At 72.8% G+C, this 12,428-nt stretch carries 14 protein-coding genes; 4 read left to right on the top strand and 10 right to left on the bottom strand.

Translation table 11 applies throughout. The features are described from left to right. Nucleotides 1-63 precede the first annotated feature (63 nt). A complete protein-coding gene (locus PU704_RS15785; RefSeq protein ID WP_277551971.1) occupies nt 64-720 on the top strand; it encodes a hypothetical protein in 657 nt (218 codons plus the stop codon). Here the strand turns inward: PU704_RS15785 and PU704_RS15780 are convergent. The 9 genes from PU704_RS15780 to PU704_RS15740 form a co-directional block, all read right to left on the bottom strand. Then, nucleotides 713-1,405, bottom strand: a complete 693-nt coding sequence (locus PU704_RS15780; RefSeq protein ID WP_277551970.1) for an MOSC domain-containing protein — start codon at nt 1,403-1,405, stop codon at nt 713-715. The two genes, PU704_RS15785 and PU704_RS15780, sit on opposite strands and share 8 nt — an antisense overlap. Then, nucleotides 1,402-1,803 (bottom strand): cation:proton antiporter, encoded by a 402-nt coding sequence (locus PU704_RS15775; protein ID WP_053005195.1) that lies wholly within the window; start codon nt 1,801-1,803, stop codon nt 1,402-1,404. Before PU704_RS15775 ends, PU704_RS15780 begins: the two co-directional genes overlap by 4 nt. Beyond that, complete coding sequence (locus tag PU704_RS15770; protein WP_047805062.1) at nt 1,800-2,057, bottom strand: monovalent cation/H+ antiporter complex subunit F; 258 nt, start codon at nt 2,055-2,057, stop codon at nt 1,800-1,802. The genes PU704_RS15775 and PU704_RS15770 overlap by 4 nt, the downstream gene beginning before the upstream one ends. Beyond that, on the bottom strand, nt 2,054-2,455 hold the full coding sequence (locus tag PU704_RS15765; RefSeq protein WP_075871883.1) for a Na+/H+ antiporter subunit E: 402 nt from the start codon (nt 2,453-2,455) through the stop codon (nt 2,054-2,056). Before PU704_RS15765 ends, PU704_RS15770 begins: the two co-directional genes overlap by 4 nt. Further along, a complete protein-coding gene (locus PU704_RS15760; protein WP_075871884.1) occupies nt 2,452-3,957 on the bottom strand; it encodes a monovalent cation/H+ antiporter subunit D family protein in 1,506 nt (501 codons plus the stop codon). The genes PU704_RS15765 and PU704_RS15760 overlap by 4 nt, the downstream gene beginning before the upstream one ends. Continuing rightward, a complete protein-coding gene (locus tag PU704_RS15755; protein ID WP_075871885.1) occupies nt 3,954-4,400 on the bottom strand; it encodes a sodium:proton antiporter in 447 nt (148 codons plus the stop codon). The genes PU704_RS15760 and PU704_RS15755 overlap by 4 nt, the downstream gene beginning before the upstream one ends. Beyond that, nucleotides 4,400-7,363 carry a DUF4040 family protein gene (locus PU704_RS15750; RefSeq protein ID WP_277551969.1) on the bottom strand — a complete coding sequence of 988 codons (2,964 nt, stop codon included), beginning with the start codon at nt 7,361-7,363 and terminating at the stop codon, nt 4,400-4,402. The genes PU704_RS15755 and PU704_RS15750 overlap by 1 nt, the downstream gene beginning before the upstream one ends. Before the next feature lie 91 nt (nt 7,364-7,454). Beyond that, nucleotides 7,455-7,607, bottom strand: a complete 153-nt coding sequence (locus tag PU704_RS15745; protein WP_158041214.1) for a hypothetical protein — start codon at nt 7,605-7,607, stop codon at nt 7,455-7,457. A 37-nt stretch (nt 7,608-7,644) separates the two neighbouring features. Beyond that, nucleotides 7,645-8,055 (bottom strand): hypothetical protein, encoded by a 411-nt coding sequence (locus PU704_RS15740; RefSeq protein WP_075871888.1) that lies wholly within the window; start codon nt 8,053-8,055, stop codon nt 7,645-7,647. A 132-nt stretch (nt 8,056-8,187) separates the two neighbouring features. Here PU704_RS15740 and PU704_RS15735 point away from each other — a divergent pair, with 132 nt between their 5' ends. Both PU704_RS15735 and PU704_RS15730 read left to right on the top strand, forming a co-directional pair. Then, nucleotides 8,188-8,943: an SIR2 family NAD-dependent protein deacylase gene (locus PU704_RS15735; protein WP_277551968.1), complete on the top strand. Its 756-nt coding sequence runs from the start codon at nt 8,188-8,190 to the stop codon at nt 8,941-8,943. A 267-nt stretch (nt 8,944-9,210) separates the two neighbouring features. After that, entirely contained in the window at nt 9,211-10,038 is an 828-nt protein-coding gene (locus PU704_RS15730; protein ID WP_277551981.1) for an aldo/keto reductase, read from the top strand. Nucleotides 10,039-10,092: 54 nt separating this feature from the next. On the opposite strand, the gene PU704_RS15725 is transcribed toward PU704_RS15730, so the two are convergent. After that, nucleotides 10,093-10,704 (bottom strand): dihydrofolate reductase family protein, encoded by a 612-nt coding sequence (locus tag PU704_RS15725; protein ID WP_277551967.1) that lies wholly within the window; start codon nt 10,702-10,704, stop codon nt 10,093-10,095. A gap of 159 nt (nt 10,705-10,863) precedes the next feature. Here PU704_RS15725 and PU704_RS15720 point away from each other — a divergent pair, with 159 nt between their 5' ends. Beyond that, entirely contained in the window at nt 10,864-12,390 is a 1,527-nt protein-coding gene (locus PU704_RS15720) for a peptide MFS transporter (RefSeq protein ID WP_277551966.1), read from the top strand. Nucleotides 12,391-12,428 lie beyond the last annotated feature (38 nt).

Here is a 12,428-nt window from a genome sequence, read left to right as displayed (position 1 = left end):
ACGATTCTACGAGCCGGCACCCTGCCGCCGGTCCCGCACCGCCCGCGCCCCATAATGGAAGCCATGGACTCCCTCGGCACCTGGCCCCGGCCCGTTCCCGCGGACGATCGCGACTTCGACGTCCAGGTGATGAAGCGCCTGCGCACCGTGCACGGCGCGGACGGCGCCCCCGACCGCCCGTCGTGGGGCGAGCGGCTGGGCACCTCGATGCTGCTCGTGGTCCCGCTGCTCACGGCACTGGCCGTGGTCCTGCTGTGGCAGCAGTGGTCCCGCTCCGGGGCCGCGTGGCCGCTCGCGCTGATCGCCGTGATCCTCGTGGCCACCGCACTGTGGTGGACGGCCCGGCTCCGCCGGGCCTTCACCGCGGCCCAGGGCCGGCTCGGCACCCGCCTGGCCCACGTGGTCGACCACGGGGTGGGCGTGGTCCGGGAGCTGACCCTGGAGCCCCTCACGGCGCAGGACGGCACCCCGGCGGAGGCGCCCGAGGACGGTGGGCGGGTGCGCGCCCGCCTCGAGCTGTCCGTCAACCCGGTCCGCGGCTCCCGGTTCCACACGGTGGTGGAGGCGGTCTACGACGCCGACGCGGCCCTGCTCCTGGAGGTCGGCTCGCACGGGCCGGTGCGCTTCCTGCGCGACGACCCCGAGGGCACCGCGGTGATCGACACCCGGCTCTCCGAGGCGCAGGTCGAGCAGGTCTACCGGGGCGCCGCCCTCAACTGACGCCCCGCCGCTGCGCCCGGCGGGCCTCCGCGCGGCGCTCCTTCTCGATCCGCCGGCGCAGCTGCTCGCACAGGTCCTCCCCCGCCCGCAGCAGCTCCGGCAGGCGGTCCCGCTCGGTGGTCTGCGCGCGGAAGGCGTCCGTCACGCCCACCCCGTGCTCGGCCCGGCGGACCAGGTCGACCGCCTGCCCGGCCCGCACCGCGCCCGGGGAGAGCACCTTGAGGTAGGCGCCCGAGCGGCCGCGCTCGGTGAACCTCCGCAGCCATCCGCGCACCTCCATGACCCCGCGGAACGTGCCGCAGGGGATGCGCGCGTCGGTCACCTGCAGCAGCACGTCCCCGATCCGCCAGACGTCGCCCAGCCGGGCGTCGTCGACGTCGAAGCCGGCGAGCGTGAGGTTCTCCCCGAAGGAGCCGTCGGGCAGCTCCCGGCCCAGCTCGTGCGCCCAGAAGTCCAGCTCCTCGCGCGCGAACGCGTAGACCGCCTGGTCCGTGCCGCCGTGGTGGGTGCTGTTGCCGATGAAGTCCCCGGCCACGCCGGAGCCGAGACCGCCCCTGCGCGGTCCGGGGTCGCGGATCGCCACGGGACCCGCCACCGGGCGCTTGCGGATGCCCGTGGGCAGGGAGGACCGGGCGGGGTTCTCCTCGGCCCGGCCGACGTTGACGCTGCGGACGCGGGCGGTCACCGACGGACGTCCTTCCCCGGGTGGTCGCTCGCTCCCCCGTCGGACCCGTCCAGTTCGTTGTGGTGGGTCGGGGAGTACACCGCGGAGCCGATGAGGTACCCGGAGCGGGCCAGCGCCATGCTGCCCACGGCCGACGTCAGCAGCTGCAGGACCACCGCGGCGAGCAGCTTCACGGCGTTCTCCACGCCGGGCAGGAAGAAGAACGCCCCGGTGAGGACGAACGAGACGCCGATGCCCGCGGCGGTGGCGATCGCCGAGGACCGGGTGTAGAGGTCGGGGAGCGTGATGATGCCCACCGTGGCGGTGAGGAAGACCAGGGCGCCCAGGACGATGAACGCCTGCCCCACGATGCTCATCCACAGGGTGTCGTGCATGATCAGGTCGAACTCCACACTCATCGCCTCCCCTTGGTCAGCGCACGGGCGAGCGACAGGGTCGCCAGGAAGCCCACGAGGGTGGCGACGAGCACCAGGTCGAAGACCGGCGGGCTCATCGCCAGGACGCCGAACAGCGCGATGAGCCCCACCACGGCGAAGAACAGCAGGTCGGCGGCGATGGCCCGGTTCGCGTCGTTGGGGCCGCGGAACATCCGCACCCCGGCGACGAGGACGGAGCCGGCGAGCACCAGCACGCCGAAGAGGATGCCGATCATCGGGGCGCCCCGTCCACTCGGATGCCGTTCAGCATGTGCGTCTCCATCTCCTGCAGGCTCGACCGTGCGTCCTGCGGTCCGTCCGAGTACATGGCGTGCACGAAGAGGTCGTACTCCTGGGTGCGGCCCTCTCCCCCGCCGTCCGTACCGTCCGCGCCGTCACGGGACCGGGCCACGGTGGCCAGGGTCAGGGTGCCCGGCGTCAGCGAGATGAGCACGCTGAGCAGGACGGTCTCGAACTCGCTGCGGCACCGGGTGCGGTAGCGCACCACGATGGGCGAGGACCGGTGGCCGGGCGTGAACACGTCCTGGGTCACCGCCACATTGGAGAGGACCAGCGCCCACGCGTACCAGAGCAGGAAGCCGAGCAGCCGGAACGGCCAGGTCAACCACTTCACGAGGAGGTCACCGCCTCCACGAACGCGCTGGTGTCCACGAGTCCCTCCGCGGCCGTGGCCGAGACGCCGAGCAGCAGCTCACCGCCCACCCCGAGGGCGAGGGTGACGACCGCCAGGACGAGAGCGGGGGCGATGAGGCCCACCGGGATGCGGCGCTCCTTCGTGCCCACGGCGGTGACCACCTCGCTCGACGAGTCCTCCGGCTCCCCCAGGAACATCCGGCCCCAGATCTTGAGCGAGTACAGGAGGGTGAAGAGGCTGACCGCGACCGCCACGAGGGCGACCGCGACCTGCTGCTCCTCGAACGCCGCCAGGATCAGCGCGAGCTTGGCCACGAACCCCGAGAACGGCGGGATCCCGGTCAGGGACATGGCCGCGGCGAAGAACACCACCGCGGTGAGCGGTTCCCGCCGGAGCAGTCCCGTGACCTCGCCCAGCGGTTGGCGCCCGTAGGCGATCTCCACCGCGCCGGTGGACAGGAACAGGGACACCTTCACCACCGTGTGGTGCAGCAGGTAGAAGATGCCCGCGGTGAGGCCCACGGCTCCGAACAGGGCGACGCCCAGCAGGATGTAGCCGATCTGGCTCACCGTGGAGTGGGCGAGGACAGCGCGCGCGTCCCGCTCCCCCACGGCGCCGAGGACGCCGATCACCATGCTCGCGGAGAACACCACGACCCCGATCCACAGGTACTGCGCCATGCCGTCGAAGATCACGGCGTAGATCCGGTAGATCGCGTAGACCGCGACCTTCGTGTGCAGCCCCGAGAAGAGCGCGGTGACGGTGGGCGACATGAAGGGGTAGGTGCGTGCCAGCCAGCCGTGCACGGGCACCACGGCCGCCTTGACCGCCAGGGCGGAGAGGACCACCGCGACCGACACCGCCACGGCGGTGGACTCCGCCGCCCGGCCGGCCAGCTCGCCCACGTTCACGGTGCCCGCCGTGCCGTAGACCAGCCCCACGCCGGCGAGGAAGATCGTGGAGGCGAGCAGGTTGACGCTCACGTAGATCCGCGAGGACGTGACCTGCATCAGTCGTCCCCGCCCGCGGTGGGCGAGGATGATCAGCGCGTAGGACGGCAGGAGCATGACCTCGATGAACACGAAGAGGTTGAACAGGTCCGCCGTGAGCAGGGCCCCGTTGAAGCCTGCGGTGAGCACGAGCACCAGCGGGCCGAAGTAGCGCTTCTCCGCCTGCCCCGAGACCACCCCGAACCAGCAGGTGATCAGGGTCACGAAGCCGGTCACGGTGAGCATCAGCGCGGTGAAGAGGTCGGCGGCGAACGGGATGGCGACGCCGGTGGGCCAGAGGCCGATGCGGTGGGCCAGCACGGTGTCGCCGTCCAGGAGGGTGGTCAGCAGCCACACCGCCCACACGACGTCGGCGCCCAGGACGGCCAGCAGCCCCGCCTTGCCGATCCGCTGGGAGTTCCCGGCCAGCACCAGCACGCCGGCGGCCAGCAGGGGGACGATGACGAAGAACGGGATCAGGTCCGCGGTCATGCGCGACCACTCCGCCCCGGTCCCCGCTCGCGGCGGACGCCCAGCGGGCCCGTTCCCGCGGGTGCGTCGCGGTGCGTCCCGGTGCTGTCAGCGGGGTCGTCCATCAGGTCAGGGGTCTCCATCTCCCGGCCGGTGAGCTCGAGGTCGGTGTCGTCGTCGTCGTCGCCGGTCACGGCGAGCACGAGCATGTACATGGTGATCGCGAAGGCGATGACGATCGCCGTCAGCACGAACGCCTGGGGCAGCGGGTCCGCCGTGGTCGCCGGGTCCGGGGAGGCCCCCAGGGGCTCGCCCCGCCGGTCCACGCCGCCGGCCGCCATGATCAGCAGGTTCACGCCGTGGCTGAGCAGGGCGAACCCGATGATCAGCCGGACCATGCCGCGCCGCAGCATCATGAACACGCCGCCCCCGATGAGCACGCCCACCGTCAGTGCGAGTGCCATCAGGAATCGTCTCCTCGGTGTCGGTCGGTGCCCTCGGCGGAGGTCCCGGAGGGCGTCCCCGCGGCGGTCCCTGTGGCGGTTTCCGTCGCGCGTCCGGACTGCCGCTCGAGGACCCGGACCCTGCTGCGGTCCAGAGGCGCCGTGCTGGGGTGGTGCGGCTCGGCCGTGGTGCTGGTCGGGCGGGGACCCGGCACCGGCACCGCGGTGGAGCCCACCCGCCGGAGGGGCGGCGGCTCCTTCTCCTCCACCCCCAGGCGGCTGATCGCCGCGAGGATCACGCCGACCACCGCCAGGTACACGCCGACGTCGAAGATCAGCGCCGTGGTGATGTGGACGTCGAGCACGTAGAAGTGCAGCGGGCGGAGGAACGAGCCCTCGGCCAGGCCGAGGAGGCCCACGCCCACCGCGACGACGACCCCCGCGCCGATGAGCTTCAGGTAGGGCAGCTCGAGGCGGCTGACGCGGTCGTCCTGGGCGGCGAGGTAGACGAGGGCGATGCCGGCCGCGCCGATGAGCGCGGCGATGAACCCGCCGCCGGGCTGGGTGTGCCCGCGGAGCAGGAAGTAGAGGGACAGGACGACGATCACCGGTCCCAGCAGACGGTCCGCGACCCGCAGGATCATGGTGTTGTCCTCGGCGTCGCTGATCGGGGAGCCCGCCGGCTCCGTGACGGGGCTGTGCAGCTTGGGCAGCAGGCCCCGCGACTCCAGGGCCACGACGATCGCGATGCCGGCCACGCCCAGCACGGTGAGCTCGCCCAGGGTGTCCAGGGCGCGGAAGTCGACGAGGATCGTGTTCACCACGTTCGTGCCGCCGGTCTCCGCCTCGCCCTCCGTGAGGAAGTACTGCCCCGCGTCGGAGAGCCCGCGGCGGCCGGTGAGCGACCACACGGCCACGGAGGCGGCGGCGCCCGCGAGGACCGCGACGACGGCCGCGAGGGTCGTCCGCCGTCTGCCCGTGCGGTGGAAGGTGGACGGCAGGCGGTTGAGCAGCAGCACGATCACCACCACGGTCAGGATCTCGACGAGCAGCTGGGTCAGCGCCACGTCGGCCGCGCCGAGCTCGAAGAACCACAGCGCCACGGCGAAGCCCACCACCCCGATGATGGTCACGAGGGCGATCCGGCTGCGCACGCCCAGCGCCAGCAGCACCCCCACCAGGACCACGCCGAGCAGGATCCAGTCCAGCGGCTCCGTCACGTTGCCGTGCAGCGGCGGGACGTCGACCGTGGCCACTCCCACGACGGTCAGCAGCACCAGCACGACCACGGGCGGGACCAGGTGCCGGTAGGGGGCGTCGGTGCGGGTGAGGTCCCCGACCCGCTCGCCCAGGGCGACGGAGCCGTTCCGGAACGCCTCGACCGCGCCCACCCCGGTGACGGGCGACAGCTCCCGGTCCAGGAGCCGGTCCATCCTCCTCCGCGCCAGCACGAGTGCGCCGCCGAGGGCGAACACCGCCAGGGACATGTACAGCTCGGGGGCGACGCCGTGCCACAGGCCCAGGTGGGGCTCGGCGTCGGGCCCGGCGACGGCGGCGGAGGCGGCCCCGAGCAGCGGCTCCGCCAGCACGCCGGCCAGCCCCAGTGCCAGACCGGCCACGGAGACCAGCGCCACCGGGGCCAGGAAGGCGGCGGAGGCCTCCTTCGGCGGGTCCTCGGCCGGGCGTCCGGGGAAGATCGTGACGACCATCCGGGCCGAGTAGGCGAAGGTGAAGGACGCGGCCAGGACCGCCACGGCGCCCACGAGCCACACGGCGGCCGGCGGCCCGGGGTTCTCCGCCATGGCCTTGAACATGGCCTCCTTGGAGACGAAGCCGAACAGCGGGGGGAGCCCCGCCATGGAGACCGCGGCGAGGGTCATCACGACGGCGGTGACGGGCATCGTCCGGGCCAGTCCGGAGAGCCTGCGGATGTCCCGGCTGCCGGCCTGGTGGTCGATCACGCCCAGGGACATGAACAGCGCGGACTTGAACAGCGCGTGGGCGGCCACGTGCACCACGGCCCCCACCACGGCGTAGGAGGTGCCGATGCCGATGGTCGCGGTCAGGAACCCCAGCTGGCTCACCGTGGAGTAGGCGAGCAGCTCCTTGAGGTCATGGCGCTGCAGGGCGAACACCGCGCCCATCAGGGCGGTGAACAGGCCCACCGAGACGAGCAGGACGTTCCACACCGGCACCTCGCTGAGGGCGGTGGAGAAGCGCAGCATCAGGTAGATGCCCGCCTTCACCATGGCGGCGGCGTGCAGGTAGGCGCTCACGGGAGTGATGGCGACCATGGCATCGGGCAGCCACGCGTGGAAGGGGAACTGCGCGGACTTGGTGAAGGCCGCCAGTGCGATCAGCACCGCCACGAACGCCGCGAGGCCCGGGGACGTGGACCACACGTCGTCGACGAGGATCTCGCTGAGGCGCGTCGTCCCGGTCGCCACCCACATCGCGACCGCCGCGGCGAGCAGGCACAGCCCGCCGGCGAAGGTGACCAGGAACGTCCGGATGGCCGGGTCCCGGGCGTGCGGTCCCGAGCGGGCGATGAGCAGGAAGGAGCACAGCGTGGTGAACTCCCACATGACGAACAGGAGGACCACGTCGTCGGCCAGGACGAGCCCGAGCATCGCGGCCGCGAAGAACGTCATCAGGCTGTAGAACGCCGCGTGGCGGCCCCGGCCGAGGTAGCGGGCGGAGTAGGCGATGACCACCGCGCCGATGACCAGCACCAGCAGGCCGAAGAACAGACCCAGGCCGTCGAGCCGGAGGTGGAAGGAGATCCCGAGCGTGGGCATCCACGGGACCGCCTCGCTCACCCCTGCCGGGTCGGTGCGGCCGTTCCAGGCCGAGACGAGGCCCGCGGCGAGCGCCAGCAGGGCCGCGGCGATCGGCCAGCCCGCGTCCCGGCCCGCACGGCGGCCGAGCAGTCCGGCCAGCGGGGCCAGGAGGTTGGTGAGAACCAGAATGAGAAGGAGGGACACGCCTGAATTACCGTCCGGTCGTGGTGAGGAGGGTCCGGTGGGGTGCCGACGGACCGATCCCTCTGCGAGAGCCGGGGCCGGTCAGGAGGTGTCAGAGTTCGGAGGGGTATCCGGAGAGCGACGGGCCCCAGGACGTGGTGTAGCCGTTGGTGCCGACGGGCAGGTTCCGCCCGCCCGGGAGCAGCACGCAGGTCGAGGGCACATCGTGGCCTCGGTGCGCGGGGACCCGTACGGCTGGACTCATCAGCCCGAATCTAGCACGGGCGACCGGGTGTCAGCGCTCAGCGCCGCGGCCCGTGGGCCCGGGAACCGGTGTGGGGCACCGTGGGGGTCGCGGCCGTCTCGGCCTCCGGCTCGACGGTCGCCCGGCGCAGCCCCTCCCGGGACGGCTCCGCGGAGATCCCTCCGAGCGGATCGGTGTCCGGGTCGGCCTCCGGGCCGTCCCCGCGCTCGTCGGCGGGGCGCCGGGTGCGGGACACCCGTGCGGGCAGGGTGGGGCGCCGACCGCCCGCGCGCGGGGCGTCGTGGATCTCGGTGACGGACACGGCCATCGCGTTGAGCGCGAGACCGAGGAGCACGAACACCCACGCCGCGACGGGGTACCACGCCAGGCCGAGGAGCACTCCGATCACGATGAGAGCGATGGAGGTCAGGTAGGCCGGAGTGAGAACGCGCTGGACGTTGAACTTCATGGGTTCCATTCCACCACGCGCGCGCGTGGATCGACCAACGCACCCGCGCAATTCCCGGCCCGCACCCAGGCTCGCGCCCGGCCGCGCGGCGGAGCGTGGCCCCGGCGGCCCTCCGCGTATACCGTGGGCGGCATGGACGACCTGGATCCCGAGCTGCTCGCCCTCGCCCGGTCCGCCCGCACGGTCACCGTGCTCACCGGCGCCGGGATGTCGGCGGAGAGCGGGGTGCCCACGTTCCGCGACGCCGGGACCGGACTGTGGGCCCGGTGGTCCCCGGAGGAACTGGCCACGCCCGAGGCCTGGGAAGCCGATCCGGAGCTCGTGTGGTCCTGGTACCTGTGGCGGGCGCGGCAGCTGCGCCGGCTGCGCCCCAACGCCGGGCACCGGGCGCTCGCCCGGTGGGCCGGGCGGGCCCGGGTGCAGGTGGTGACCCAGAACGTGGACGACCTGCACGAGCGGGCCGGGTCGGAGGTCCTCGCCCATCTGCACGGCAGCCTGTTCGCCTTCCGCTGCTCGGCCTGCGGCGCGCCCTTCCCCGGGGCGCTCGTCCCCGGCCTGTCCCCGGTGGACCCGGAGGAGCCGACCCGCGAGCGACCGCCGATGTGCCCGGTGTGCGGCGGGGCCGTCCGCCCCTCCGTCGTCTGGTTCGGGGAGCTGCTGCCCGAGGGTGCCCTGGAGCGCGGCGCCGACGCCGTGGCGGAGGCCGACCTCGTGCTCGTGGTGGGCACCTCGGGGCTGGTGCAGCCCGCGGCCTCCCTCCCGCTCATCGCCGCCGGCCGCGGGATCCCGGTCGTGGAGGTCAATCCCGAGGACACGGCCCTCACCCCGCACGCGGACTGGGCCGTGCGGGCCCGCTCCGCCGAGGCGCTGCCCCGCCTCCTGCCCTGACGCCAGCCCGGACTCCGGTCCGGACTCGGGCCCGACGGGAACCGTCCCGCGCCGTCCCGGTGAGCGCCCCCGGCGGAGCACCGGGGGCCGGGCGCCGGCCGTCGGACGCCGATAGCTGAGAGCAGAAAGCAGCCTGTCCTTCTTGTCACGGGCCCCCGGCGGCCACAGACTGAACGACGGACACCAGCTCCGGGGCCCCGTTCCGGAGCCCACCCCTTCCAGCCACCGGCTGGTTCCCCACGAAAGGCACGGTCCATGACCCAGTCCATGACGCAGTCCCCCACCCTGCCCCTGCACGACGGCAGGACCATCCCGCAGCTCGGCTACGGTGTCTGGCAGGTCGACGCCGACATCGCCGAGGACGTGGTGGGCCAGGCCCTCCAGGCCGGGTACCGGCACATCGACACCGCCATGATCTACGGCAACGAGGAGGGCGTCGGCCGGGCCATCGCCAACAGCGGCATCCCGCGCGACGAGATCTTCGTGACCACCAAGCTGTGGAACGAGGACCAGGGCTACGACTCCGCCCTCGAGGCGATCGACGCCTCCCTGGAGCGCCTCGGCCTGGAGTACGTGGACCTGTACCTCATCCACTGGCCCACGCCGAAGCGCGGGAAGTACCTGGAGACCTGGAAGGCCTTCGGGGAGATCCGCGACAGCGGCAAGGCCCGCTCGATCGGCGTCTCCAACTTCCCGCAGGAGGAGCTGCAGGAGATCATCGACGAGACCGGCGTGGTCCCGGTGGTCAACCAGGTGGAGCTGCACCCCTACTTCAACCAGGCCGCGCTGCGGGACTTCAACGCCTCCCACGGCATCCTCACCGAGGCGTGGTCCCCCCTGGGCCAGGGCGGCGACCTGCTGAAGGACCCGGCCATCGCCTCGATCGCCCGCAAGCACGGCGCGACCCCCGGCCAGGTCATCATCGCCTGGCACCTGGCGATCGGGAACGTGGTCTTCCCCAAGACCGTCACCCCCGAGCGGATCCGCGAGAACTTCGCGGCCCTCGACGTGCAGCTCGACGCCGAGGACGTCGAGGCGATCAGCGGCCTCGACAACGGCGGGCGCATCGGCTCGGACCCGAAGGACTTCAACTGAGTCCTCGGCGTCCGGGGACGGTCCCCCGCCCCTGACGACCGCCCGCACCGGTGCTCACCGGTGCGGGCGGTCTCCTGCGCGGTGCGGATCGGCCACGCGGTAGGCCTCCTGGACCAGCCCGCCCGGGAAGGAGCGCACGTCCATCAGCTCCAGCGGGACGTCCGTGCCCGCCCCGGCGAACGGGGAGATGCCCTCCCGCAGCAGCACCGGCACGCGCGTCAGCACGAGATCGTCGATCCGGCCGGCGTCGAGGAAGGAGCGGATCGTGGCGCGGCCGTCCACGTAGACGTGGCGGGCACCCACGGCGTCGAGCAGCTCGACCGCCCGGGGCACGGACGGCGCCCACTGCACCGGAGGAGCCGTTCCCGGGCCCGGGCCTCCGGAGCCCAGCACCACCACGGGACGCTCGCCGTAGGGCCAGTCGCCGAAGCCCAGGACCTGCTCGTAGGTGACGCGGCCGAGGACCACGGCGTCGATCCCGGCCAGGAACGCCTCGTAGCCCAGGTCCCCGGCCCCCGCCTCCGCGGCGGCGGCCCCGCGGCTCTCGAGCCAGGCCAGGTCCCCGTCCGGGCGGGCGATGTACCCGTCCACGCTCAGCCCGATGTACACGTGCCCGGCCCAGCCGGACCTGCCCCGTCCGGTGTCCTCGTCGCGCTCCGTCCCCACGTCCCGCCTCCTCGTTCCGGCCCCTCGTCCGACCGCTCCCCACGCCAGCCCGGGGGCGGAGCCGCGGGACGCCCCGTGACAGAACCGTTGCAGGGCGGGGCCGGCCCGTCCCGCTCGCCGATTGGTGCGGGACCGGCCGACGGGTGAACCATGGTGGTCATGAAACACAACACTTCCCGGGCGGGCGACGGCACCACCAGCGCCGCCGCCCCGCACGGCAACCCCGACAACGTCCCGGGCGCGGACCTGCCCCGTCCCGAAGGGAAGACCTTCTTCGGACAGCCCCGCATGCTGGCGAACCTGTTCAGCGTGGAGCTGTGGGAGCGCTTCTCCTTCTACGGCATGCAGGGCATCGTCCTGCTCTACATGTACTTCGCCACGACCGAGGGCGGGCTGGGCATCGACCAGTCGACCGCCGCCGGCATCGTGGGCGCCTACGGCGGCGCCGTCTACCTGTTCGCCATCCTCGGCGGGTGGGTGGCCGACCGGCTGCTGGGCTCCGAGCGCACCATGTTCGTCAGCGGCGTGCTCATCATGGCCGGGCACATCTCCTTGGCCCTCCTCCCCGCGGTCGCCGGCCTGGCGATCGGGCTGATCCTCATCGCCGTCGGCTCGGGCGGGCTCAAGGCCACGATCACCAACCTCGTGGGCTCCCTCTACGAGCGCCGTGACCCGCGCCGGGACGCCGGGTTCTCGATCTTCTACATGGGCGTCAACATCGGCGGCCTGACCGGCCCGCTGCTGACCGGCCTCGCCCAGCAGACCTGGGGCTTCCACCTCGGCTTCGGCCTCGCCGCGATCGGCATGGCGTTCGGGCTCACCCAGTACGCACTGGGCCGGCGCCGGCTGCCCGGCGAGGTCCACCACGTGCCCAACCCCCTGCCCCGCAGCGCGTACGGCCGGTGGATCGGCGTCGCGCTCGCCGCGCTCGCCGTGGTCGCCGCCGCGGTGCTCACGGGCGTGCTCAACGCGGCCAACCTGGCGGACGTCGTGGTGGTCGTGACCGTGCTGGCGGCCGTGGCCCTGTTCGTGCTCCTGCTCACCAGCGCGAAGGTCGACGACGACGAGCGCTCCCGCGTGCGGTCGTTCATCCCGATGTTCATCGGCTCGGCCGCGTTCTGGGCGCTCTTCCAGCAGCAGTTCACCGTGATCACCATCTACTCCGACACCCGGCTGGACCGGACCCTGGGCGACTGGACCATGCCGATCTCCTGGGTGCAGTCCTTCAACCCCTTCTTCATCATCCTGCTCGCCCCGGTGTTCGCGGTGCTGTGGACGCGGCTGGGCGAGCGGCAGCCGTCGACTCCCGCCAAGTTCGGTCTCGGCATCGTCCTGATGGGGTCGGCGTTCCTGATCTTCCTGCCCATGGTCGGGGTGTCCTCCGTGCCGGTGCTGTGGGCGGCGCTGATCCTGCTCGTGGCCACCCTCGGCGAGCTGCTGGTCTCCCCGGTCGGTCTGTCCCTGTCCACCCGGCTGGCCCCCCGGGCCTACCCGGTGCTGATGGTCTCCCTGTTCTACCTCTCCGTGGCCCTGGGCACGGCCCTGTCCGGGTCCCTGGCCGGGTACTACAGCGAGCAGTCGGAGGCCGCCTACTTCGGCGTCCTCGGCGCGGTGACGATCGTCATCGGCGCGGGCCTGCTGGTGCTCTCCCCCTGGATCCGCCGCCGGATGCGCGGGGTGCGCTGACCGGAGCTGGATCCGCGGGGCGGTGCCGGCCGGGCCCC

Origin of the sequence: Kocuria oceani, from assembly GCF_029524215.1 — a bacterium.
GTDB lineage: Bacteria > Actinomycetota > Actinomycetes > Actinomycetales > Micrococcaceae > Kocuria > Kocuria oceani.
Note: the sequence above shows the minus strand (reverse complement) of the source record. Positions and strands in the feature narration are given on the sequence as shown.